This window comes from Streptomyces sp. NPDC001222 (genome assembly GCF_042896945.1).
GTDB lineage: Bacteria > Actinomycetota > Actinomycetes > Streptomycetales > Streptomycetaceae > Streptomyces > Streptomyces gibsoniae.
The window spans coordinates 40,820-63,693 of the sequence record NZ_JBIAXT010000006.1; the positions used below are offsets into that span (position 1 = coordinate 40,820).

At 71.1% G+C, this 22,874-nt stretch carries 20 protein-coding genes; 2 read left to right on the forward strand and 18 right to left on the reverse strand.

The window, feature by feature from the left end:
- Nucleotides 1-215: 215 nt before the first annotated feature.
- The 16 genes from ACFY2Z_RS10860 to ACFY2Z_RS10935 form a co-directional block, all read right to left on the reverse strand.
- On the reverse strand, nucleotides 216-1,376 hold the full coding sequence (locus tag ACFY2Z_RS10860; RefSeq protein WP_390743841.1) for a 2Fe-2S iron-sulfur cluster-binding protein: 1,161 nt from the start codon (nucleotides 1,374-1,376) through the stop codon (nucleotides 216-218).
- Nucleotides 1,377-1,399: 23 nt separating this feature from the next.
- Nucleotides 1,400-2,896: a phytoene desaturase family protein gene (locus ACFY2Z_RS10865; RefSeq protein WP_390743842.1), complete on the reverse strand. Its 1,497-nt coding sequence runs from the start codon at nucleotides 2,894-2,896 to the stop codon at nucleotides 1,400-1,402.
- 90 nt (nucleotides 2,897-2,986) lie between these two features.
- Complete coding sequence (locus ACFY2Z_RS10870; protein ID WP_390743843.1) at nucleotides 2,987-4,657, reverse strand: class I adenylate-forming enzyme family protein; 1,671 nt, start codon at nucleotides 4,655-4,657, stop codon at nucleotides 2,987-2,989.
- 11 nt (nucleotides 4,658-4,668) lie between these two features.
- The gene (locus ACFY2Z_RS10875) at nucleotides 4,669-6,189 is read right to left on the reverse strand and encodes a lyase family protein (protein WP_390743844.1); all 1,521 of its coding nucleotides are present in this window, start codon (nucleotides 6,187-6,189) and stop codon (nucleotides 4,669-4,671) included.
- 1 nt (nucleotide 6,190) lies between these two features.
- A complete protein-coding gene (locus ACFY2Z_RS10880) occupies nucleotides 6,191-7,219 on the reverse strand; it encodes a 4'-phosphopantetheinyl transferase family protein (protein ID WP_390743845.1) in 1,029 nt (342 codons plus the stop codon).
- A complete protein-coding gene (locus ACFY2Z_RS10885; RefSeq protein ID WP_390743846.1) occupies nucleotides 7,216-8,304 on the reverse strand; it encodes a C45 family autoproteolytic acyltransferase/hydolase in 1,089 nt (362 codons plus the stop codon). Before ACFY2Z_RS10885 ends, ACFY2Z_RS10880 begins: the two co-directional genes overlap by 4 nt.
- 111 nt (nucleotides 8,305-8,415) lie before the next feature.
- Nucleotides 8,416-9,339, reverse strand: a complete 924-nt coding sequence (locus ACFY2Z_RS10890; protein WP_390743847.1) for a 3-oxoacyl-ACP synthase — start codon at nucleotides 9,337-9,339, stop codon at nucleotides 8,416-8,418.
- Between the two features lie 82 nt (nucleotides 9,340-9,421).
- Nucleotides 9,422-9,859 (reverse strand): MaoC family dehydratase, encoded by a 438-nt coding sequence (locus ACFY2Z_RS10895; protein ID WP_390743848.1) that lies wholly within the window; start codon nucleotides 9,857-9,859, stop codon nucleotides 9,422-9,424.
- A complete protein-coding gene (locus ACFY2Z_RS10900) occupies nucleotides 9,831-10,319 on the reverse strand; it encodes a MaoC family dehydratase N-terminal domain-containing protein (protein ID WP_390743849.1) in 489 nt (162 codons plus the stop codon). The genes ACFY2Z_RS10895 and ACFY2Z_RS10900 overlap by 29 nt, the downstream gene beginning before the upstream one ends.
- 120 nt (nucleotides 10,320-10,439) lie before the next feature.
- The gene (locus ACFY2Z_RS10905) at nucleotides 10,440-11,912 is read right to left on the reverse strand and encodes a UbiD family decarboxylase (RefSeq protein WP_390743850.1); all 1,473 of its coding nucleotides are present in this window, start codon (nucleotides 11,910-11,912) and stop codon (nucleotides 10,440-10,442) included.
- Nucleotides 11,909-12,544: a UbiX family flavin prenyltransferase gene (locus ACFY2Z_RS10910; RefSeq protein ID WP_390744074.1), complete on the reverse strand. Its 636-nt coding sequence runs from the start codon at nucleotides 12,542-12,544 to the stop codon at nucleotides 11,909-11,911. Before ACFY2Z_RS10910 ends, ACFY2Z_RS10905 begins: the two co-directional genes overlap by 4 nt.
- Before the next feature lie 97 nt (nucleotides 12,545-12,641).
- On the reverse strand, nucleotides 12,642-13,145 hold the full coding sequence (locus ACFY2Z_RS10915; RefSeq protein ID WP_390743851.1) for a hypothetical protein: 504 nt from the start codon (nucleotides 13,143-13,145) through the stop codon (nucleotides 12,642-12,644).
- Entirely contained in the window at nucleotides 13,142-13,690 is a 549-nt protein-coding gene (locus tag ACFY2Z_RS10920) for a beta-ketoacyl synthase chain length factor (protein WP_390743852.1), read from the reverse strand. The genes ACFY2Z_RS10915 and ACFY2Z_RS10920 overlap by 4 nt, the downstream gene beginning before the upstream one ends.
- A complete protein-coding gene (locus ACFY2Z_RS10925; protein ID WP_390743853.1) occupies nucleotides 13,687-14,781 on the reverse strand; it encodes a beta-ketoacyl-[acyl-carrier-protein] synthase family protein in 1,095 nt (364 codons plus the stop codon). The genes ACFY2Z_RS10920 and ACFY2Z_RS10925 overlap by 4 nt, the downstream gene beginning before the upstream one ends.
- A gap of 246 nt (nucleotides 14,782-15,027) precedes the next feature.
- Entirely contained in the window at nucleotides 15,028-15,732 is a 705-nt protein-coding gene (gene fabG, locus ACFY2Z_RS10930) for a 3-oxoacyl-ACP reductase FabG (RefSeq protein WP_355916315.1), read from the reverse strand.
- Between the two features lie 538 nt (nucleotides 15,733-16,270).
- Entirely contained in the window at nucleotides 16,271-17,683 is a 1,413-nt protein-coding gene (locus ACFY2Z_RS10935; RefSeq protein WP_390743854.1) for a transcriptional regulator, read from the reverse strand.
- 684 nt (nucleotides 17,684-18,367) lie between these two features.
- Here ACFY2Z_RS10935 and ACFY2Z_RS10940 point away from each other — a divergent pair.
- Together ACFY2Z_RS10940 and ACFY2Z_RS10945 are read left to right on the forward strand one after the other, a co-directional pair.
- Nucleotides 18,368-20,164: an AMP-dependent synthetase/ligase gene (locus ACFY2Z_RS10940; protein ID WP_390743855.1), complete on the forward strand. Its 1,797-nt coding sequence runs from the start codon at nucleotides 18,368-18,370 to the stop codon at nucleotides 20,162-20,164.
- 622 nt (nucleotides 20,165-20,786) lie between these two features.
- Nucleotides 20,787-21,290: a VOC family protein gene (locus ACFY2Z_RS10945; RefSeq protein WP_390743856.1), complete on the forward strand. Its 504-nt coding sequence runs from the start codon at nucleotides 20,787-20,789 to the stop codon at nucleotides 21,288-21,290.
- A 13-nt stretch (nucleotides 21,291-21,303) separates the two neighbouring features.
- Here ACFY2Z_RS10945 and ACFY2Z_RS10950 read toward each other — a convergent pair whose 3' ends face one another.
- A complete protein-coding gene (locus ACFY2Z_RS10950; RefSeq protein ID WP_390743857.1) occupies nucleotides 21,304-22,125 on the reverse strand; it encodes a DUF3566 domain-containing protein in 822 nt (273 codons plus the stop codon).
- Between the two features lie 86 nt (nucleotides 22,126-22,211).
- Nucleotides 22,212-22,754: a hypothetical protein gene (locus tag ACFY2Z_RS10955; RefSeq protein ID WP_390743858.1), complete on the reverse strand. Its 543-nt coding sequence runs from the start codon at nucleotides 22,752-22,754 to the stop codon at nucleotides 22,212-22,214.
- Between the last annotated feature and the right edge of the window lie 120 nt (nucleotides 22,755-22,874).

Here is a 22,874-nt window from a genome sequence, read left to right on the forward strand (position 1 = left end):
CTCGGCATGCCGCCGGGCATAAAGGGAGATGAACTCCGGGAAGCTCCGGAGGAGCTTCGGAAACACAGGGAGAGGAGACGGAGAATCTTCATCTCCTCCAGCCGGACCGACCGGTCGGCGTGCTGTTCCATCACATCACATTCCGGCGGGAACATGAAGGGGAACGGAGCACTTTTTCGGACAGGTTGCGACGGTCCGAAAAGGCCGGCAGAGAGCTAGAAATCGATTTCCAGGTCGGTGAGCGGATAGGCGACGCAGCAGTGCGCGAAGCCGAACTCGCGGTCGGACGCGCGCAGTCGGGCCTCCTCGGCGTGGAACACCTCGCCGGAGCACACCCGCACGCGGCACAGGGCGCACTCCCCCGAGCGGCACGAGGCCTCGGGGCGCAGGCCGTTGTCCTCCAGGGCGTCGAGCAGCGGCCGGCCGCGCGGCACACTGATGCTTCCCCGGCCCCGCACGGTGACGGTGACCTCCTCCTCCGGGCTGAGTTCCGCCGGCCAGCGGGGGTCGGCCGGCGGCGGCAGGGCCACGCTGTTGGCCTCCAGGCGGATCCGGCGGCGCGGATGCCCGAGCGCCTCCAACTGCCTCACGAGATAGGCGTACTTGCCGGGCGGCCCGCACAGATACGTCATCCGTCCGGCCAGCGGGCCGACCAGCCGGGAGATCAGCTCGGCGTCCAGGGGCCCGACCTCACCCGTCCAGTCGGGACCGGGGTCGGAGATGACGTGGTGCACCGTGATGTACGGGTGATCCCTCACGACGGCGTCCAGTTCGTCGCGGAAGATGATGTCGTCCGCGTGCCGGGAGCCGTAGACCAGTGTCATCCGGCGGGACAGGCCGTGGTCGACGATGTCCCGGATCATGCTCATGGCCGGTGCGACCCCGGAGCCGCCGGCGAGGAAGACGACGTCGTCCCCGTGGAACAGCGGGTCGTGGTAGAAGGTGCCGATCGGCCCGCCGCTGGTGAACCGGTCGCCCGGCCGCACGGTGTCGATCAGATGGTTGCTGACCCGTCCGCCCCGCAGCCGGCGCACGGTCAGATCGTAGTGGTCGAGCACCGAGGGGCTGGAGGAGATGGACAGCGCACGGCTGGTCAGGACGTCGCCGACCCGTACGTGGAGGCTGATGTACTGACCGGCGAGAAAGGGCGGCAGCGGCTGGCCGTCGGTGCGCCGCATCCGGAAGGTCCTCGTCGTCACGGTCTCCTCGACGACCTCCGCCACCGTCAGGTCCAGGACCTTCGGGTGGTACGGCGTGATCTCCTCCCGGGCGTCGGCCGGATGGTCCGCACCGGCCGCGCCGCGCCGCTCGATCTCCGCGACGACCTCGTCCGCCCCCTCGAACAGGTGGGCCAACGGATTGGTGGACGTTGACATGTCTGACTCCGCTCGATGGTGCGTCACAGAACGGCCAGCAGCCGCCGGGACAGCCGGGCCGCCGTCACGATGGTCGAGTTGTAGCCGCCGGCGGTGACCCAGTTGCTGACCAGGACCAGGCCCGGGACATTGGGCTTGAGGTCGTCCTCGTGGAACAGCCAGCTGTCCATGGCGTCCTGGTCGAAGCCGTAGATGGCGCCGCCGGGCTGGCTGAGATAGCGCTTGAAGGTCACCGGGGTGGCGATCTCGGCCTCCTCGATCACGTCCCGCACCCCGGGCGCGATGGCCTTCAGCAGGTCGAGCAGGGAGGCCGCGTAGGCGGACTTCGCCTCCTGATAGTCCCGCACCGGGACCGCCTCCCACGGGTCCGCGTACTGGATGGTGACCAGGTTGACCTGCGAGGCGCCGGGCGGCGCGAAACCGGTCGGCCGGACGTCGTAGCAGCTGGCGAGCAGGAAGGGGGCCGGCTCCAGCGACCGCATGCCCCGGGCCACGGTCCGCTCGTCCAGGTCGGCCGTGAGGAAGTTGGTCGCCGTGGAGAAGCCGAGTTCCGCCGCGGGCGCGTCGAGGCCCAGGTACAGCGCGGTGGCCGACGGCCCCATCCGCCGGGAGCCCAGGTCCCGCAGGACGCCGGCCGGGACGTCCGCCGGGTCGAGCAGCCGGGTGTAGGTGGTGCTGGACGGCGCGTTGGAGACCACCAGCCGGCAGGAGACGGTCTCTCCGTCGTCCAGGCGGACCCCTACGGCCCGGCCGCCCCGGGTGACGATCTTGTCGACGCTCGTGTTGAACCGGACCTCGCCGCCCGCCTCCAGGAAGGACTCCAGCATCGCGGAGGACAGGGCCTGGCTGCCGCCGACGATCTGGTACGGCTTGGTCTCGATGAACAGCGCGAGCAGCCGCGCCATGTCCATGAACGACATGCGGGACGGCAGTTGCCCGTTGTAGCTCCAGTACGACGACAGCACGAACTTCAGACGCTCGTCCGTGAAGAACTCGTCCAGCACCTCGCGGAAGGTCCGCAGACCGTAGCGCCGTACATCGGAGAGGCCGGACAGCCACTCCGTCTGCTCCTTCAGCCGGTGCAGATTGGCGCGGGCGGTCAGCTGCCACAGGCCGACGTCCCGCACGATCCCCAGGAAGCGGGTGAGCGCGGCGCGGTTGCCGGGGTAGTGGTTGTCGAGCACCTCCACCGCGCCCTGCCAGTCGGCGGGCAGTGTCACGTCGAGCACGCCGGGCACGACCGTCCGGTACAGCTCGTCGTCCTGGATGAGCCGCAGCCGGCGCGTCACATCCATCTCGTCCAGAATCTCGCGCAGCGGGCCCGGGCCGCCCATGCCGCCCAGCTGGTGCAGCGACACCTCGAACTCGAAGCGGCCCCGGACGAACGAGGTGGCCGCGCCGCCCGGCACGTTGTGGCGCTCCACCAGCAACGTCCGCCGGCCGCCGCGCTGCAGCGTGGCCGCGGCGGCGAGCCCGGCGTTGCCCGCGCCGATGACGATCACGTCGTAGTCGACGCTCATTGCGATGTCTCCCTCCGGTGACCGCATGGTCTTCGCTCCGATGACCGGGGAAGCGGACCCGCCGCCTCCCCGGTCAGGGCGCGGTGCCTGTCAGCACCCGCCGACGATGGACTTGGCCTTGTCGCGCACGATGCGCTTGAGCACCTTGCCGGTGATGCCGACCGGGATCGTGTCCTCGTCCACGACGACCGCGCTCGCCATCTCGGGCAGCCCGTACTTGGCCAGCGCCGCGTTCACCCAGGCGGTCGGGTCCTCGGGCGCCTTCGCCCCCTCGACCAGGTTGAGGAACACATGGGTCTCGGCCACCCCCTCGTCCTCCCAGCCGAACCGCACGCCCTCGTCGGCCATGCCGACCACCGTGCAGTCGAGGATCTCGGGGTACTCCCCGAGCAGCATCTCCTCGGTGTAGGCGCTGTACACGACGCCCGTCTCGGTGCGGATCGCGTCGCTGGTGCGGTCCAGGTGGTAGAAGTTGTTCGCGCCGTCGCGGTAGACGAGGTCGCCGGTGAGGAAGTAGCCGCCGAGCCACTGCTTGTGCCAGCGGACGTTGTCGTTCCAGAAGCCCGGGGTCAGCGACCGGGACCGCACACCGAGCCGTCCGACCTGTCCGGGCGGCAGCACCGTGCCGTCCTCGGAGAGCGCGGCGGCCTGCGCGAAGCGCATCGGGCGTCCGATGCAGCGACCGATGTTCTGCCCGCCGGCGCGGTGGGCGAAGTCGAAGAGCACATAGCCCATCTCGGTGGAGCCGAACATGTCGATGAAGATCGCGCCCGGCGCCGTGTGCGGCTTCAGGTCGCGGCCCGTCACGGTGTGCGAGCCCTTCTCCAGCAGACGCTTGATGTGCACCAGGTGCGCGGCGTCCCCGGAGACGTAGTACGCCTCGACGCTCGTCAGGTCACGGCCCGCCAGGTCCTCGGCCGCCATCTCCGCGAAGGTGTGGGTGAAGCCGAAGACGATGGTGGGGCGGTGCTTCTCGACGGCGTCCAGGACGGCGGTGCCACTGGGGTCGGTCTGGTGCACCAGCGGAGCGCCGAGCGTCAGGCCGAGCAGGGTGTTGGACATCGCCGACACATGGTGGCCGGGCAGCGCTAGCAGCCGCTTGCGGGTGCTGCAGTCCTGGCCGTCCTCCAGCCTGCTGAGCGCGCCGTGGAACAGCGTCTCGTGGGTGTGGAAGGCGGACTTGGGGATGCCGGTGGTGCCCGAGGAGTGGGAGATCAGGATCGGGTCCGTCGGGGTGTGGCGGAACGGGTAGTTCTCCGGCCGCTGCGCCCGGTGCTCGGGGGTGATCTCGGACTGCAGCGCCACGAAGCCCGGCGCGGGGTCGTCGTCCAGGTGCCGCAGCAGCTCCTTGTGCCAGGGCTCCCGGGTCATCACGCCGACCACCTGCTGGCGGCGGATGTACTCACGGCGCACCTCGAGCGGCATGTTCGCGTTCACCAGCGACGCGATCGCGCCGAGGCTGGTGAGTGCCATCAGGTTGAGGGCGAAGTCGGTGATGGAGGTGGACACGACGGCGACCGCGTCCTTCGCCCGCACGCCCGCCTGGTGGTAGAAGCCGGCGTAGGTGGCCACGATCTCCTGCAGCTCGCCGAGGGTCAGCACCTCCGGGTGGTCGCCGGAGGGCGAGCGCCACGAGCCGTCCGTCCACAGCACCTGCTCGTCGAGGGACCGGCCGTACCCGGGCAGCCGGTGCAGCACGTTGCCCGCACCCAGAGCCCTGTCCGCGAGAATCTTCTGGCGGAGTTCCTCACTGATCATCATCTGGCTGTCTCCTAGTCTTCCCGGTCGTGCGACGAGGGGGTGGGATCGGTGGGACGGGTGTACGGGTGCGGGTTGTCGGTGGCGGCCGGGGACGGGTCGCCGGCGGTCGACGGGGTGTCGGCGGTCGTGGCCCGGTGCACGGCGCGGTCGGTGAGGGGGACGGCCGCCCCCAGGTAGTCCTCCGGGGCGAGCAACTGCTCCAGCGGGGTGGACAGACCGTCCGCGTGTCCGGCTTCCTTCAGCGCCAGCCGGAGCGCCTCGGCCAGCGGGACACCGGTCTCCGTGGAGCGCACCGCTCGGGTGACGGTCTCCTTGGCCAGCCGCCGTCCCAGGTCCGTGGAGAGCGCGACGGACAACCGCTCGGCGACCAGTCCGGTCCCGGTCAGCACCAGATTGGCGCGGACCCGCTCCGCCGACACGACCAGGCCCTCGGCGAGTTCGGCCGCCGTGTGGGCCGCGCCGCCCGCCAGCCGCAGGCACTCGCGCAGCGGCTGCCACTCCGCGTGCCACGCCCCCGCGGCACGCTCGTCCTCGGTGACCAGCGCCTGCTGCAGGACCAACGCGTACACCGGCAGTTGCCGCGCCGCCGCCGCGACCAGCGTGCTCAGCACCGGATTGCGCTTCTGCGGCATCGCGGAGGACTGACCGCGGCCCGCCGCGGCGGGCTCCGCCACCTCGGCGATCTCCGTGCGGGACAGCACCAGGACGTCCGCGGCGAACTTGCCGAGCGCTCCGCCCACGAAGGCCAGTACACCCGCCAGATCGGCGATCGGGGTGCGGGCCGCGTGCCAGGGCAGCGCGCCCTCCGCCAGCCCCAGTTCCTCCGCGACCAGCCCCACGAGCCGCAGTTCGGGGTGGACCCCCGGCACACCCGCGGCTCGCAGATGGTCGTGGTACGCCGACAGCGTGCCGGCCGCGCCGCCGAGCGACACGGGCAGACGCGTGTCGAGCAGCGCGCCGACCCGGTCGTGGGCGTCGGCGATCAGGGTGAGCCAGGTGGCGGCCCTGAGACCGAACGTGGTCGGCACCGCGTGCTGGGTGAGCGTGCGCGCGGCGGCCGGTGCGGTGCGGTGCTCGCGGCTCAGGGCGGCGAGGGCCGCACGGATCCGGCCGAGGTCGTCACGGAGCAGGGTGAGCGCCCGGGTGGCGACCAGCATGGCCGCCGAGTCCAGGACGTCCTGGCTGGTGGATCCGGCGTGGACGTGCCCGGCGGCCTCCGGGGAGACCTCCGCGACCAGTTCGGTGAGCCTCTTGACGAAGTACACGACCGGGTTGGCGGCCTCACGCCCCCGGCGGGCCAGCTCCACCAGACCGAGCCGTCCGCTCGCCCCGGCCGTGCGGATGGCCTCCGCCGTGCCCTGCGGCACCGCGCCGAGGCTCGCCTGGGCGGTGGCGAGCGCGGCCTCGAACTCGACCATCGCCGCCAGCCAGGCCTCGTCCGAGGTGACCGCTTCGACCGGCGTACCGGCCCAGACGGGCGACAGCAGTCCGGAGTCGGTTCCGGGCGCCGGGGTCTCTTCGTCGGCGGACATGTCACCTCCTGCTGTTCTTGTCGTTGCGTGCGGAATCGGTGAAGTTCCCTTCCGGGCCTGTGGTGTTCGGTTCGTACGGGGCGGTCGGCGCATGCTCGTCACACGGGACGGCCGCTCCCGGTGCCGTGTCCGGCGGCGGCTCCGTCTCCGGCAGCCGCCAGGTGTTCAGGCGGACGTCCGGGGCGGTGCGGCCCCGGGTCACCACGGCCGTCATCACCCGCGCCGAAGGGGCGCTACGACCGGCTGACGGCAGCTCGAACCGATCGGTGCGGCCGCACCACGGCGCGGTGCCTGCGTCGCGGATCCCGGCGAGCGCACAGCGGCGCGCTCCGGGCGGCCGGTACAGCCGTACGTCCCGTCCTCCGCGCGCGAGTCCGCGTCCGGTCGCCTTGACCGCCGCCTCCAGCAGCGTCCAGGCCGAGAAGAAGGCCTCGGGTTCGCCCAGGTCCGCCAGTACGGGCGTGTGCGGGTAGACCGTGCGCAGCACCTTGGCGGGCGACGGGACGGGGCGCATCACCTCGACGTCGACGCCGACCGGCGCGCCCCGGCGCACCGCGACCAGCAGCACCTCCGCCGACCTCGACCAGCTGACGTGCCAGTGCGGATGGTCCGGCAGTGCGGGCCGGCCGCCCGGCGCGGCCGCGATCCGCACCGCCGCGGGGTGCTCGCCGAGCGTCCGGGCGAGCGCCCGGCGCACGGTGGAACGGGCCCGTACATAGGTGACCGCGGCGGCGGGGCTGCGGAACCGCTCCGCCCGCCGTACCTCCTCCGCCGACAGCTCACCGCGGCGGACCTCGTCGTCCCAGGCTTGTTCGGCCGCGCGCAGATCGACGAGCCACCCTTCGACACACGGCTCCGTCGGCCGGGGTCCGGTCGCCGTGCCGTCGTACGCGGGGTGTCCGGGCGCCGTGCCGTCGTACGCGGGGTGTCCGGGCGCCGTGCCGTCGTACGCGGGGTGTCCGGGCGCCGTGCCGTCGTACGTGCGACGTCCGATCACCATGTCGTCGTACGCGGGCCGTCCGGTCGTCATGTGCCCGCCGCCCCGTTCATCTCCCCGGCCGTGAAGACCTGGGGCAGCGCCGACGGCCGGGAGCCCAGCAGATGCAGGTCGCCGACGGCCGGGCGCATCGCCACCACCGCGACGGTGCGCTCACGGCGGATGTCGCCGTTGTCCGGCACGAAGATCGGCGGCGTCGACAGCAGGGCGAGATGGTCTCGCGGCGACGCCGACTCCGGCAGGGCGCTCAACCGGACGGTGCACGCGTCCAGTCGGCGCAGCGAGGAGTTCTTGGCGAAGACGTTCAGCTCGTCGAAGGGAATGAACTCGGAGTGGAGGAAGTGGTTCGTGTGGACGGTCTGCAGGGCGCGGACCACATGCATCCGCCCGTCCAGGAACTCCGCGCAGGCGGCGCCGGAGGAGTCGCAGAGTGTCAGGGACCGGGAGCTCGCCAGCCGCAGCCGCGAGAGCACCTCCAGGGCCTCGTCCACCGACCCGGCGCTGTCCAGGACGTGACGGACTGCGAGGTAGGGCGGCAGGCCCGGCCGCCACGGCCCGCCCAGCACGAGGTTGATGCCGACGGCCAGGCCGTCGCTGTTCATCCCGAGATAGCCGAGCAGACCGCCGAAGCTCAGCATCAGCACGTCCCGCCGGGCCCCGGCCCTGCTGATGGACAGGACACAGGTCTGGTCGTCGAGGTTGCCGTTGAGGTCGACCGTCTGCGCCAGCACGGTGTGCGGGCCGGCGCCGTCCACCCGGGCGTAGGTGGTGCAGTCGCCGTGCGGCCGCCGGCGGGTGCTGCGGTAGCCGGCGATCTCCCGGCGCAGTTGGAGCAGCAGGGCCTCCTGGCGGGTGATGCCCGCGCCGGCGGCCAGGCCCCGTATCTCCTCGGCCAGTTCGGGTGCGGCGGCCTCGATCTCCTTCTCGAACTCGGTGAAGGTCGGGCCCAGCGAGGACAGGGAGACAGGGGTGTCCAGAAGGTGGTTCAGCCGGGCGAGGCCGTCGTCGAGGAAGGCACGCAGCGCCGTGGCGCGGGCGGCGCCGTGCTGCCGCCCGAGTTCGAAGGGGTCACCGGTCAGCCGGAGGAGGGGGGCCGGACCGGATGCGGTCGTGGTCACCGTGCCACCTCCAGGGCGGCGCGCGGTGCGGCCGGTGTGCGGCGTGACGGCCCGGCGGCCGGGGCGGTCCTGGTCCGGACCCAAACCATGATCGGACACCTCTTTTCGACGTCAGGCGAGCTTGCGGAGCAGGACGCTGTGCCGGGCGCCCGGAACGCTGGAGGCCAGCAGATACAGCCCGTCGGGCTCCTGCTCGCCCGAGGCGAGGAGGTCGACGAGGTTGATCAGGGGGTCGGCGGCGAAGCAGTGGCCGAGGCGCTCGATGTTGCCGGTGCGCATCTGCGCGGCACTGAAGCCCGCCTGACGTTCCTTCATCGTCACCAGCGGCCGGACCAGGTTGGCGGGGAGCAACGCGGTGATCTTCTCCGGCGGGATTCCGGTGGCGCGTTCCAGCTCCGCGTTGACGGCGACGGCGAGCCGGGAGTCGATCTGGTCGCGCAGCCCGAGCACCGCGGCGTCCTGGGCCGAGGCCGACGCGAGGACCGCGAAGCCGTCCGGTCCCTCCTCGGCGCACACCAGGCAGCTCGCCGCGCCGTCGCTGAACAGCGCGAACTTCTCCAGCCGTACAGCCTCGTCGCGGATCCGGTCCGCGGTCACCACCAGGATCCTGCGCTGGCTTCCGGCGCGGACGAGCGACGCGGCGACGTGCAGGGCCGCGAGCAGGTTGTTGCACCGGTTGAGCGTCATACCGAAGGCGAACGACACCGACGGCAGTGCCAGTCCGCCCAGCACCGCGCCGAGGAAGCCGGCGTGGTCGTCGACGGAGCCGGGGAAGGAGCTGGTGCACACGATCACTCCGTCGACCGACCCGCGTGCCGCGCCGGACGCCTCCAGGGTGGCGTTGCCACTGGCGACGGCCAGCTCGACCGTGCTGCGTTCGGTGCGGAAGTAGCTTCCCCAGCCCCAGGTACGGGGGGCGACGGGGATGCCGTAGTGCGCCGCGCGGGATGCGAGGTCCGTGAGGGCGGTGTGGGGTTCCTCGATCTCGCCCAGGACATACCGTGGCGCCACGAGGAAAGCCGGTGAACTGCTCATCCGTCCTGTATTCCGTTCGCTTGGCAGTCGAATGAGGGACCGTCGGCCGCTCTCGGCACGCGTCCCCTGGGGCGGCGGTCCGTCACGAAGACAGTCGTACGACCGCTCGTGCCTCGCTGAGCACCTTGGTGCCGCCGCTGGTCACCACGAGGTCGACACGGACCCGGGAGTCGTCGAGCCTGGCCGCGATCCGGCCCCGGACCTCGACCGTCGCGCCGTGTTCGTCGTCCGGCACCACGACCGGCTTGCTGAAGCGGGTGCGGTACTCCAGGATCGCGCCCGGGTCCCCCACCCACTCGGTGACCGTGCGGGCGGCCACGGCCATGGTGAGCATGCCGTGGGCGATGACATCGGGCAGGCCGGCCTCCCGTGCCACCCTCGGGTTCCAGTGGACGGGGTTGAAGTCCTCGGAGGCGCCCGCGTACCGCACGAGGTCGGTGCGGGTGACCGTGACCGTCCTGGCGGGAAGTTCGGTCCCCACCTCCACGTCCTCAGCGCTGATCGTCAAGCCGGTCGTCATCGCGCTCACCGCCCTCCACGGCACTCAGGGAAACGAAGGTCATGTGTGTGGTGACGACATGTGAGCCGTCGATGTCCGCGAGGTCGGCGCGCAGACCGAGGACGTCCCGGCCGCGCAGCGTCTGGGCCCCCGTGATCTCCAGGGTGGTGACCAGACGGTCGCCCGCCCGGACCGGCCGGGTGTAGTCGAACCGCTGGTTGCCGTGGATGAGGTAGGTGGGGTCGAAGCCGATGTCCTCGTAGCGGAACACCTCCTCCATCGCCTTGGCCACCACGATGAACGGGAAGGTGGGCGGCGCGAGGACGTCCGGGTGCCCGAGGCTCTGTGCCGCCGCCGGGTCCGTGTACACGGGAGCGGGGTCGCCCACCGCCTCGGCGAAGCGCCGGATCACCTGCGGTTCCACGGGGTAGGGCTGTGCGGGCGGGTACGTCGTCCCGACGCACTTCGGGTTGAGCGCCATGTCGCTCCATCGGTGGGAGGTCGGACAGGGGGTCGAGCGGACCGCGGCGGTCGACCGATGGGCCCGGTCGTCGCCGGGGGTGCGGTGGCCGGCGGGCGTGCCCTCGGCCGGCCGGCGTGGTCAGCCGTCCCAGTGGTCGATGACCTTGCGGCGGACGTCGGCCGGGTAGGCCTGGGCGAAGGAGCTGTGGTGCAGCCGGCCCTCGCCCCAGGCGGGGAGCAGACCGTCGTGGACGACGCTCGGCCCGCGCATCGCCTTGCGCTCCTCCTCCGAGTAGCAGGCCATGAACGGCAGGACCACGCCGTCCCAGGCCGCGCGCCGGTCCTTCGGGTGCAGCCGGGTCGCGAGCGCCCACAGCAGGTCGGCCTCGTTCGCGGGGTCGATGTCGTCGTCGAGCACGAAGGTGACGGGCATCATCGCGCTGGGCCCGCCGCTGTTGTGCATCACCTCGCCGATGCGCCGTACGAACTCCGTGGAGTCGACGCCCGGGAGGGTGGTGCGCCAGTCCTCGGGCACGGTGACCACGGTCCAGTGCATGGCCGCGAGGAACGGCATCCACACGGTGGTGACCGGCAGGCCCGCGCGGCGCAGGGCGTGCAGCACGTTGGCGGCCCGCCCGGTGCCGGTCACGGTGTGGTACTCGTCCGCCGGGCGGCCCTCGGCGACGACCGGCCAGATCGGCCGATCGCGGTAGGTGATCGCCTCCACCGAGTACACCGGCTGCAGCGAGGTCTGGGTCGAGGCGTATCCGGCGTACTCGCCGAACGGACCCTCCAGGCTGTCCCGTCCCACCGAGAGATGACCCTCGATCACCACCTCGGCGTGCGCGGGAACCTCCAGGTCGATGGTCTCGCAGCGGACGACGTCGATCGGCTCGCCGTGCAGCGCGCCGATGTAGCCGGCCTCGTCCACGCCCCTGGGCAGCGGGATGCCGCCCACGAACGGGATGGCCGGAGCGCCGCCCTGCACCAGGGCGTACGGCATCGGTTCGCCCCGCTCCGCCCAGGCCTGCCAGACCAGGCCGAGGTGCTGAGGCGGCACCACCAGGCCGGTCATGCGCTTGCCGTCGAGCTTCATGATCCGCGAGATGGACCAGTTGGTCCACGCTCCGTCGGGCGTCTTCGCGATGATGACGCCCCAGGTGTTCAGATAGTCCCCGCCGTCTCCCTCGTGGATGCGGGGCACGGCGAAGTGGTCCAGCGTCGCCTCGTCCCCGAGCAGCACGTTCTGCTTGCACGGAGCGTCCTCGCGGGGCACGGTGCGCGGCGGTACGGGCGCGGCGTCACGGGTGCGCACCAGATGCTCCACCAGTGCGACCGCGTCGGTCTCGGGCGGCAGGCCCACCGAGAGCGCGAGCCGGGCCAGCGGCATGTCAGGCCGGGCGCTCACCCCCGCGGGCGCGCCGAACAGCCGCATCCCGATCCGGTCCTCCGCGACGTTTGTGAACAGGGGTGCGGGGGCGCGCAGTTCGTAGGATCGCCGGGTGTGGGCCGCCGCTTCGAGGTCCGCGCTCACCGGCCGGCTGATGGTCTTCAGATCGCCGAGGGCGGCGAGTGCGTCGGTGTACGCACGCAGGTCGACGATGTGGCTCATGGGGTCGGCCCTCCGGGGGAGTTCGCGATGACGGGCTGACGGTCGGGACCGGCCGCGGGGAAGCCGGCCTCCGGGAGCCCCTGCCACCGACGGGCGCGGTGCGAGGCGACGCCGAACTGGTCGAGGACCCGGGCGACGATGTGGTCGACCATGTCGTCGACGGTGGACGGGTGGTTGTAGAAGGTCAGCATCGGCGGCAGGACCACCGCGCCCCTCCGGGACAGCGTCAGCAGATGGTCGAGGTGGTTGTCGCCCAGCGGGGTCTCGCGGGGGACGAGGACGAGCTTGCGCCGTTCCTTGAGCGTCACGTCGGCGGCCCGGGCGACGAGGCCGTCGGCGTACCCGGTCCTGATGGCGGCCAGGGTCTTCATGCTGCACGGCATGACGATCATGCCGTCCACGGGGAACGAGCCCGACGCGATCGCGGCGCCCTGGTCGTCGGGGGCGTACGACACATCGGCGAGCGCGACCACCTGACGTGCCGTGAGGTCGCCCTCGGCCTTCAGGGTCGCGCGCGCCCATCGGCTCATCACCAGGTGTGTCTCCACCCGCTCGTGGAGCCGCAGCTCCTCGAGCAGCCGGACGCCCAGGATCACTCCGGTGGCACCGGTGATGGCCACGACCAGTCGCATCGACTGCACCTCGCTCCTTCGCTGTGGCTGTCGAACCTGTCCGTCGTCCGGGCTCCGCGGCCCTGGGCGGGGTGCGTCCTTCCGCGAGGGCCGGCGGCTACTTCAGACAGGCCCGGAAGCGGCAGGCCGCCGCCCCGTCGCGCATGCAGGCGACGACCTCGTCGTCGGCCTTGACCTTCAGGCCCTCGAACCAGCCGGCACGCAGATCCAGGCACGGGCACTGGTAGCCCTCGAGCGACCGGCTGGCCGCGAGCATCTTCAGCGCGAAGTGCTCGCTGACGACGGAATCCCAGGTGCCGTCGTCGTCGAAGTCGGCGGAGTCGAGTCGCACCATCGAGGAGAACATCAGCCGGGCCAGCGCTTCGAGGGCCTCGGCCACCTCCTTCGGCGTGGGCTCCGCGGGCACGGGATGGCGGCGGCTGTAGAGGGTGGCGACCCGCCGGGCGACGAACCTCATCACCTCGGCGTTGAGTTCGTTGGCGACGTCCTGACCGAACCGGCTCTTCACCGCCTGGTACCAGCGGGCGTCATGCAGCCACCAGGACTGCCGCAGCAGGGCGATCTCGGTGGACAGCGGGAACTCCAGACCGGTGTCCGTCATGCCGTGTCCTCCTCCCGGTGCGCGGCGGGAGCGCCCACGAGCAGCGCCTCCGCCCGGTCCGACTCGTCGTCCCGCGTGGCCAGTTCGACCAGCACCACCAGGACGTCCGACGCGCTGCCGTCCTCGATGAGCAGCTCCGCGAGTTCGAGGCCCTCGGCGAGCGGGTCCCCGGCCGGGCTGATGCAGATGACCGGCCCCCCGAGCCCCCAGCGCGCCGAGACGACACCGAGGACGGCGCTGGGCACCGACTGATAGAAGAGCAGCGGAGACGCCTTCGTACCGGCGTCCACCGATCCGGTGACGGCGGCCTCGGTGGCCATGTCGCCGAGGCGTGAGACCATGACCATCCCGGTACGGCCGGCCCGTTCGGACGGCGCGGGCGGCTCGCCCCAGTGACCGCTCAGACAGCGGTCCGCGACATGGGCGATGATCGGGCCGAACGGCGAGGCGGTGAACCCCGGGAGGTTCGGCGGCTGGTCGTGGTCCCCTTCGGTGGGCCAGACGACGTGGTGCAGGGTGATGGGCTTGGCTGCCGTGGTCGTCATGCCGCGCTCACCACCAGCGCGGTGTTGGCGCCGCCGAAGGCGGAGTTGAGGCTGATGACATGCTGTGTCTCACGTTCCCTCGGGGAGTCGAGCACGAGGTCGAGCCGGCAGTCGGGATCGGGCCCGAGATAACCGGAGTTGATCGGCAGGCGCCCGGACCGCAGGGCGAGGACGCTGATGACGAACTCGACCATGCCCGCCGCCTGGAGGGCGTGCCCGTGCATCGACTTGGTCGAGCTGACGGGGATCCGCTCCGCGTGTTCGCCGAAGGCGCGGTGCAGTCCCGCGGTCTCGGCGGAGTCGTTGTACGGCGTACCGGTGCCGTGGGCATTGACGTAGTCCAGGTCCGACGGCTCCAACCCGGCGCGGGCGAGGGCGAGTTCGATCGACCGGGCCATGCCGAGGCCCTCGGGGTGCGGCTGGCAGACATGGTGTGCGTCGCCGGCCATGCCCCAGCCGTCGAGGTAGGCCAGCGGGCTCATCTCCGCGCGGCTGTCAGCCGCCTCCAGGACGACCGCGCCGGCGCCGTCGCCCAGCAGCAGCCCCTTGCGGCCGGAGCTGAAGGGCCTCAGCCGGCCGTCGGCGGCCAGCGCCTTGCCGGCGTTGAAGGTGGTGAAGGACTCGGCGTCCACCAGATGACCGGCGACCACGACCACCCGGTCCTGGCGGCCGGAGGAGATCAGGGCGCCCGCCTCCGCGATGGCCGCGCTGGCGGCGACACAGGCGTTGATGTAGGTGCGTCCGGCGGCGCCGAAGCCGCACTCACGTGCCAGCCACTGCGCGGTCTCGCTGATGGGCCTGGACTCCTGTTCCTCCCGGGGCAGGCGGGAGACGGCGGGATCCGCGTGCCGGGCCGCCACCAGGAGCGTGTCCGTCCGCTCCGGCCCGCCGAGGCCGGCCTGCTTGCAGGCCTCCTCGGTCAGCGTCTTCAGCTCCGTGTCGAGGTCCAGCTCGGCCGCGCCCTGGGCGGCGACGCCGACCCGGTACCTGCTCGTGTCGAACCGGGTCACGGGGACGAAGGCGGGGACTCCGGAGTAGATCCCGTCGCGCAGCACGTCGACACCATGTCCGTAACCCGTGGTGACCGCCATTCCCGTGACGGCGACCCTCCTGCCGGATTGGCCGGATCCAGTTTGCGGGTACACCTGTAGCCTCCCAGCGTCGGTGCGATTCGCCCGTGAGTCATGTCGAACGGCCCCAAGAAATGGCCTCGTCTGTTTTCGGCCGGGCGTGCCGAATTCTTTGTTGGCTCTTTGGGGGAACAAAGTCTTCCGGTCACCGGAACTTGGCCGCGGTCTCCGTAATGGATCCCGGACGCATCGGGGCCAGGGAACACATCAGTGCCCCATTCCCATGCCGCCGTCCACGGGGATTACCGCGCCCGTGACATAGGCGGCCTCGGGCGAGGCCAGGAACTGGACCGCGGCGGCCACCTCGTCCGGGTCCGCCATGCGGCCGAGCGGGACCTGGCCCACGATCTTCTTGCGCTGTTCGTCGTTGAGCGCGGCACTCATGTCGGTGTCGGTGAGCCCGGGCGCGACCACGTTCACCGTGACGCCGCGCGGGGCGAGTTCACGGGCCAGCGAGCGGGCCATGCCGATCAGACCCGCCTTCGAGGCCGCGTAGTTGACCTGCCCGGCGACTCCGCTGAGCGCGGCGGTCGAGGAGACGATGACGACCCGTCCCCCCTTGACCCGCACCAGCCGCCGCACCGCCCGCTTGAGCACCCGGTAGGTGCCGGTCAGATTGGTGTCGATGACCGAGGTGAAGTCCTCCTCGGTCATCCGCATCAGCAGGCCGTCCCGCGTGATTCCCGCGTTCGCCACCAGGACCTCGACCGGACCGTGGGCCGCCTCGACCTTCTCGAACGCCTCGTCCACGGCGGCGGGGTCCAGCACATCGCAGGGCACCGCGAACAGCCCCTCGGGGGCCTGGCCCGAGCGGCTGGTCACCGCCACCCGGTCACCGCCGGCGCTGAGCCGCCGCGCCACGGCCAGACCGATTCCGCGATTCCCGCCGGTAACCAGGACAGAACGGCTCATGAGTAAATCTCCAGCCTGATGGTCGTGATGGTCGCGAAAAGTCCAGAACGCTACCCGGCACCCACCGCACGGTGAATCTCGCGTCTTGGCGCACGAGGTATGTGGGGTCCGTGTGACTTGGCGGGACGGGCACCGAAATCTCATCGCAACGCCCCTGAATTTTCCACAGCCACCCGTGTGCTTCGGTTGTGCCTCGCGGCCGGGAGACTCCACGGGACACACCGGAGGCACATTGCTCCGGCATTGACGCGAGACGGGGAGGGTTGCTACGGAGCGCTACGGCCTTGCCGGCTCCTCTTGAAAAGCACTCGGCCGCCCGGTCCGTGCCGGGCGGCCGAGTTCCGTGTCACCGCGGGAGCCGGGCTCTCGCCCTCGGTCTCCTCGTGGTCGGTGGTGCTGTCTGTCCTGTTGCCGCCTGTTCCTCTCCTCGTACTCACACCCTGTGGCTCCGCCGCTCGCGCCGGGACCGGCGGCCGGTGGTCGTACTCGGCTCACTCACCGCCGCGGGACGGTGACGCGCAGGCCGGACAGCGAGCGTTCAGGCGGAGTCGAGGAACCTGGTGACCTCCGGTAGATGCGCGTAAGCCCGCAGGGCGACCCGCACCCGCTCGGACGCCGCCGCCCGCACACCCCCGAGCAGGGTCGCCGCCCTGCTCGCGGACTCCGCGCCACCGGTGGCGTCGCCCAGCGCGACCTGCGTCTCGGCGGCACGCAACAGGTACATGGCGTGCACACACGGGGGGAGTTCCAGTTTCGGATGGTGCTCGGACAGGACCGGCTCGAAGTGCTTGATGGCACGGTCGGGCTGGCCGAGGTCGAGCAGGGACACCGCGTCCATGCAGCTGAGCCAGTCCTCGGACCGCAACGGCAGGATCCGGATCCCGCCCGACGAGGCCGCCGTGGTCAGCGCATGGCGCCCCACGGTCAGCGCCCTCCGGCGACTCAGATCGTCCCCGCGCTGTGCGTGGACACGGGCGGACTGCGTGTGCAGGAGCGCCAGCAGGGTCGGGTCCTTCACATGCATCTGGTTGCGGCGCAGCAACTTCTTGACGGCCTCCAGCAGTTCGGCGGCCTCCTCATGCAGCTGCAGATCCAGGTACTGGCCGACATGCAGGGTGACGATCGCCGCAGCCGTCTCCGGATCCTTGGCGGCGGTCGCACACCGCAGCGCCGCGACGTAGTACCGCTGCGCACCGACGTGCTGCCCCTGCAGCCGGGCGATGAATCCGCACACCGCCAGTCCCTCGGCCGCGAGGACCAGCAGGTCCCGGCCCTTGTGCAGGGCCTCCGGTGCGGCCAGGAAGTGGTCCGCGAGATGTCGCAGTTCGAGTTCGCTGGCGGCCACCAGCCAGCCGGCCGAGAAGCTGGACGCGAACCGGTGGAGCGTGCGCAGCCGGGTGCAGGCCTCCAGCACGGATTCCCTCTCGCCCACCAGGCCGGGCCCCCGCACCCGAGCTGCGGCCAGGAGGGTGGAATCCGCAGGAGTCGTGGCCATCTCCTCGGCCATGGCGTCCAGCCAGTTCTCCATCAGTGACCTGGCGGCCCAGCCGGTCGCCAGGAGGTACTCCTGCTGGGTCTCCTCGCGCCCGGCGATCGCATCGAGTATCGCTTCGGGGACGGCCGATGTCGTCCACGGTAATTCCAGCTGTCGTGCGTCCCCGTTGGCCAGGTGCAGCCAGTCCGGCCAGTCCATTCTCAACACCTCCTCGTGGGGGACCGCGTGGATGTGCGCTATGGCGAGCTGAGCGGTGCGCTCCGGCACGGCACGGCCGGACTCCCAGCGGGAGACCTTCTCGCGCCGTGCGGCCATCTGGCCGAATCCGAGCTCCGCGTGCGTCCGGGCGATGAGGCGCGCGTACTCGCCGTGAGTGAAACCGGCCCTGGAGCGCAGAACGGCCAGAGGATGGCGGTGGCGGTTCGCCGAAGCTACAGTTCTTGTTTGGCTGTACATTGCGTGGTACCTCTCGGTTGAAACGTTCTTCGTTCTGCCGACACCTGCGTGGATCGGGCGGTCCTGTCGAAGGTCGTCGGCTGTGGTACGGAGCACGGGACTCATCTTCACGCAGGGCAGGTCGGTGTCGTACGCGGCGCGCGTGCGGCCATCGCAAGGAACCGCTCCCACGCCGAGATCGAGCCGAAGCCTTCTCGGAACCGTCACGATGCAGCCGCGATCACAGCGAGTACTCCCGTCCGACATCGACCCGAGCCGGAGCCTGGGCCGGTCGAGGCGCTGAGGCGCGGCGGCACCGGGTGGTTCCCGGCAGCCGGGGGCCGTGGCGCGGTCCCCCGTCCGTCCCCTCGGCACACGCACGCTCCCTCCTCAACTGGCCGAAAGGACCAGGCTAGTTCGTCATTACCGATCGGTAGAGGAACCATGCGAACAGACTAGGATCGGGCATGCCCTCCATGACAGAGGAATCGGGCCTTCCTGATCAACCCCCCGGCCATGTGAACATGAAGACTCCGGAAGGGCCTTCACGAAGTGTGCACGTCCGACATCTGTACCGCCTCACTTACCGGCTGGTAGGGTCCGCTTACGGCTGGTTCCGTGCGGGCCGTCGCATACAAGCCCTTGACACGGCCCAGCCGATGCCGCAGCCGACACCGATGTCGACGCCGACAAGGAGCAACAGCCTTGCGCGAGTTCAGCGTTCCGGCCTTATACGACGTTCCCCCGGACGGTAATCTGACCCAGGTCGTCGTCCGCAACGCGGCCGAGTTCCCCGACCGGGCCGTACTCGCCCGCAAGGTGTCCGGACAGTGGCGGGACGTCACCGCGGCCGCCTTCCTCACCGAGGTGCGCGCCGTCGCCAAGGGGCTCATCGCCTCCGGTGTCCAGCCCGGGGACCGGGTGGCGCTCATGTCCCGCACCCGCTACGAGTGGACGTTGCTGGACTACGCCATCTGGGCCGCCGGCGGCGTCTCCGTGCCCGTCTACGAGACCTCCTCCGCCGAGCAGGTGGAGTGGGTCATCGGTGACTCCGGCTCGGTGGCCTGCGTGGTGGAGACCGAGGTGCACCAGGGGATCGTGGAGCAGGTGCGCGAGCGGGTCCCCCTGATGAAGAACGTGTGGCAGATCGAGGCGGGCGGCGTCGACGAACTCGTCGCGCTCGGCACCGATGTGACGGAAGACCAGGTCGACGAGCGGATCGCGTCGGCCGGCGCGGACTCGCTCGCCACCATCGTCTACACCTCCGGCACCACCGGTCGGCCCAAAGGGTGCGTGCTGACCCACCGCAACTTCCTCGCGGAGTGCGGGAACACCATCGCCCGGATGAAGCCGATCTTCGCGGAGGACTCCTCCGTACTGCTCTTCCTGCCGCTCGCACACGTACTCGGCCGGGTCGTCGAGATCGGGGCCATGATGGCGCCGGTGAAACTCGGGCACGTCAGCGACATCAAGGACATCACCGCGGAACTCGCCTCCTTCCGACCCACCTTCCTGCTGGGCGTGCCGCGCGTCTTCGAGAAGGTGTACAACTCGGCCCGGGCCCAGGCCCGTTCGACCGGCAAGGGCAAGATCTTCGACCAGGCCGTGGACACGGCCATCGAGTACAGCAGGGCGCTGGAGACCTCCTCCGGGCCGGGTTTCCCGCTGCGCCTGCGCCACAAGCTCTTCGACCGGCTGGTCTACGGCAAACTGCGCGCGGTCCTCGGCGGACGCGCCCGGCACGCCATCTCCGGCGGCGCCCCGCTGGGTGAACGCCTCGGCCACTTCTACCGCGGACTCGGCTTCACCGTGCTCGAAGGCTACGGCCTGGCGGAATCCTGCGCGGCCACCACGCTCAACCCCTGGGACCGGCAGAAGATCGGCACGGTGGGCCTGCCGCTGCCGTGCAGCACGGTGCGCATCGCCGAGGACGGCGAGGTGCTGTTGCAGGGCGAGCATCTCTTCGGCGGGTACTGGAACAACGAGGAGGCGACCGCCGCGTCCCTCGTCGACGGCTGGTTCCACACCGGCGACCTGGGTTCCCTGGACGACGAGGGCTATCTCCGCATCACCGGCCGGAAGAAGGAGATCATCGTCACCGCGGGCGGCAAGAACGTCGCTCCGGCCGTGATCGAGGACCGCATCCGGGCCCATGCGCTGATCGCCGAGTGCATGGTGGTCGGCGACGGCAAGCCCTTCGTCGCCGCCCTGGTGACCATCGACGAGGAGTTCCTGCCGCGCTGGGCCGAGCAGAACGGCAAGCCCGAGGGGGCGTCCCTGGCGGAACTCCGCGACGACCCCGAGCTCCTCGCCGAGATCCAGAGCGCGGTGGACGACGGCAACGCCGCCGTGTCCAAGGCCGAGTCCGTGCGCAAGTTCCGCATCCTGGACCACCAGTTCACCATGGACTCCGGTCATCTGACGCCGTCCCTGAAGCTGAAGCGCAATGTGGTGCTCCGGGACTTCGCCGACGAGATCGAGGCCCTCTACACCTCCAGGTGAGGCGACGGCCGTCGCAGACGGACGCCACGAAGAAGCCCCCGGGGAACGCCCCGGGGGCTTCTTCGTGCGGTCCGGAGTCCGAGCGACGGCCTGTCTTCACTCTGGGACATGAACCCGTGCGCCGGCGAGACACGTGACACCCCGTCACATACCTACGGTGGGAACCCGACCCTCGCTTTGGGCGCACACCAGAAAGGAACATCCAGGTGGCGTTCTGCCGTCCTACTGCTCTCCGCCGCGCCGGCCGCATCGCCCCTGTCCGTCCCGGCCGAGGCGACACCGCCGCCCGCCACCCATGCCTCGGCCACGGGCCGCCCGGTGTCGGTGGGCCCGCAGCACGACACGACACACGTGTATGTCACACCGGGCTCGCTCCGGACGTTCGTCACGAGTCGGGAGAGCACCTTCGGCGGTACGAACACCGCGGCGGTGCTCACCGATGTCACGCCCACACCCAGCCGTACCCTCTCGGAACTGGCGCTCTCCCCCGTCGGCACGCTGTCGGTCTTCGACTTCCAGACGCCGATTCCCTATCCCTTCGGGGTGGAGCGCACCGGCTGGCCGACGACGGATCTCGACACCGCCGTGAAGTCGGCGCTAATCGGCAGGTGCCGATGTCGAGGTGGCCCCGTTCGACGATCCCATCGGCAAGGACGCGGTCATCGAGTTCCCCGGCGGGATCCACACCCAGCTGTACTGGCACACCACCCCGCCGCACTACGCGGCCCTGGCGACCGTGCCGGAGAACCGGCTCTACGTCTCGCCCTCCGCGGCGCCCGCCTTCCTGCGGTCCTGTCTCCGCTTCACGCGGGGCCACATCACGTCGGACCAGCGCAGGGCCGACGGTGCCGCGATCGGTCTGCCCGGGACGACGTACCGCCGCATCGCGATCGACTCGGGATTCGGCAAGACCGTGGTGACCGTCACGAACGGCCATCTGCCGTACCCCTTCGGCCGTGAGCAGACCGGCTACGAGGTGAGCGACCTGACCGCGACGCTGGCCAAGGCCCGGGCGGCCGGCGCCACCGTGCTGTGGGGGCCGGTCACTGCGCAAGGACGCGACAGCGCCCTCGTGCAGTTCCCGGGCGGCTACATCGCCGAGATCCACGACACGGCACCTCACTGACGCGGCAATCGAGCTATGGCCGGGGCCGGGGGCCGTCCTCACCGGGTGCGGCGTCGGGCTCCGTCTCCGGCCGGCCAGAAGGCTCCTCGGCCAGCGTCATCTCGACCCCGCCGACGACGCCCGACGTCCAGTTGAAGAGGAAGGCGACCAGTGTCGCCAGCGCGGTGGCGAGGCCCACCTCCACCGTGACGACGACGATGGTGAGGCCGACGGTGGTCTCCCAGCCCAGCGACACCACCGGTTCCTGGCCCAGCGCGGTCAGCATGATCGCGACCACCCCCACCATGACGATCACGCACAGACCCAGACCCGCGGACACCAGGAAGCTCGTCTTCATCACCGTCCAGGGCTCGGCCCCGGATATCCGCAGCCGTACCCTGCGCCATCGCGGTCCGCGGCCGGTGACCGGCTGCCACCGTCGACGCCGTTCGCCGGATCTCCCGGGTGCCTCCCCTGCCTTGGCCGCCTCGTCGTCGGCGCCGCCGGCGGCCGGGGAGGCTTGCCGTTCCGGTGAGCCCTGTCGCTCCGGTCTCCCCGGCGGGCCGTCCGTGGCAAGGCGGTCGGTCGCCGGGAGGGGCGGATGCTGCGGCGCCATGGTGCCGGAGGTCGGCGGCTGTGCCGCGGGCGGGGCGTGCGACGGGGCGGCGTCTTCTCCGGGTTGCCCACGCCGGGCGTTCTCCGCGGTGGGGGAACGGTCTCGGGTCCCGCCCCCGGCCGCCCGTGCGCTGTCGCGGCGGCGATTGCGTTCACGCTGTCGGCCGGGGTCCGCGTCGGAGGCGCCGCTCCCGGCGGTTTTCCGCCGTCCGGAATTCGTCGGGCGCTTGCTCTGGCTCATGCATCCTCCTCATGCTTCACGCAGCGGCCCCTCACGGCGCAGTCGGGCATGCCCGGACGGAGCGCGCGACGGTATGGGGCGGAGCCTCAGCGGGCCGTCCGGACACCGCCCCTCGTGACGGAGGCGAGGTGGTGGCCCGTGACACGGCCGATCTCGTGCCAGAAGGGCCTGGCCGTCAGATACACGCCCAGCGCCGACAGCACTCCGAGGGAGACATCGACACTGATCCGGCCCTGCTTGGCCCAGTAGACGTCCTGCAGGTCCAGCAGCAGCGCGAACTCGTCGCAGATCAGGGCCGTTCCGCAGCCGTAGGCGGCCGCCACGGCGGGATGTCCGACGGCCCGCTCGTCCCCGCGTACCGCGACCAGTCCCAGACCGGCGAGCGTGACGATCCCGAAGTTGTAGTGGTGCAGATGCTCGCCGCCCGCGGAGAGATTTCCCCAGGGCAGCCAACCGCCCCGGATGCCATGGGTGATGACCCGCACAGAGGCGAAGGTGACCCCGAAGGACACCCAGGTGATCAGCAGCGAACGCTGTACGGGGGTGAGATGACGGTCCGCTGTGTCTCGCCACCGCCGTACGAGAGGCGGCCCGGCCAGCCTGCGCCGGCGGATGCTGTTGGTGCGCATGGTCGACGGCCTCCCATGCCGAACGGGCACCACGCACAACGACGCGGCGCCCGGTGCCGTCCCCCACTGAGGTGCGGTTCAGACGCTATGTGCACACCCGGGGTTCCGCATCTCAGGGCG

Bases quoted from the DNA above. Each gene is read 5' to 3' on its own strand.
- ACFY2Z_RS10865 (WP_390743842.1), bottom strand. From the start codon at position 2,896: ATGAGCGTCGACTACGACGTGATCGTCATCGGCGCGGGCAACGCCGGG.
- ACFY2Z_RS10925 (WP_390743853.1), bottom strand. From the start codon at position 14,781: ATGGCGGTCACCACGGGTTACGGACATGGTGTCGACGTGCTGCGCGAC.
- ACFY2Z_RS10905 (WP_390743850.1), bottom strand. From the start codon at position 11,912: ATGAGCCACATCGTCGACCTGCGTGCGTACACCGACGCACTCGCCGCC.
- ACFY2Z_RS10880 (WP_390743845.1), bottom strand. From the start codon at position 7,219: ATGACGACCGGACGGCCCGCGTACGACGACATGGTGATCGGACGTCGC.
- ACFY2Z_RS10935 (WP_390743854.1), bottom strand. From the start codon at position 17,683: ATGTACAGCCAAACAAGAACTGTAGCTTCGGCGAACCGCCACCGCCAT.
- ACFY2Z_RS10895 (WP_390743848.1), bottom strand. From the start codon at position 9,859: ATGACGACCGGCTTGACGATCAGCGCTGAGGACGTGGAGGTGGGGACC.
- fabG (WP_355916315.1), bottom strand. From the start codon at position 15,732: ATGAGCCGTTCTGTCCTGGTTACCGGCGGGAATCGCGGAATCGGTCTG.
- ACFY2Z_RS10915 (WP_390743851.1), bottom strand. From the start codon at position 13,145: ATGACGGACACCGGTCTGGAGTTCCCGCTGTCCACCGAGATCGCCCTG.
- ACFY2Z_RS10910 (WP_390744074.1), bottom strand. From the start codon at position 12,544: ATGCGACTGGTCGTGGCCATCACCGGTGCCACCGGAGTGATCCTGGGC.
- ACFY2Z_RS10875 (WP_390743844.1), bottom strand. From the start codon at position 6,189: ATGTCCGCCGACGAAGAGACCCCGGCGCCCGGAACCGACTCCGGACTG.
- ACFY2Z_RS10890 (WP_390743847.1), bottom strand. From the start codon at position 9,339: ATGAGCAGTTCACCGGCTTTCCTCGTGGCGCCACGGTATGTCCTGGGC.
- ACFY2Z_RS10955 (WP_390743858.1), bottom strand. From the start codon at position 22,754: ATGCGCACCAACAGCATCCGCCGGCGCAGGCTGGCCGGGCCGCCTCTC.
- ACFY2Z_RS10870 (WP_390743843.1), bottom strand. From the start codon at position 4,657: ATGATGATCAGTGAGGAACTCCGCCAGAAGATTCTCGCGGACAGGGCT.
- ACFY2Z_RS10860 (WP_390743841.1), bottom strand. From the start codon at position 1,376: ATGTCAACGTCCACCAATCCGTTGGCCCACCTGTTCGAGGGGGCGGAC.
- ACFY2Z_RS10900 (WP_390743849.1), bottom strand. From the start codon at position 10,319: ATGGCGCTCAACCCGAAGTGCGTCGGGACGACGTACCCGCCCGCACAG.
- ACFY2Z_RS10950 (WP_390743857.1), bottom strand. From the start codon at position 22,125: ATGAGCCAGAGCAAGCGCCCGACGAATTCCGGACGGCGGAAAACCGCC.
- ACFY2Z_RS10920 (WP_390743852.1), bottom strand. From the start codon at position 13,690: ATGACGACCACGGCAGCCAAGCCCATCACCCTGCACCACGTCGTCTGG.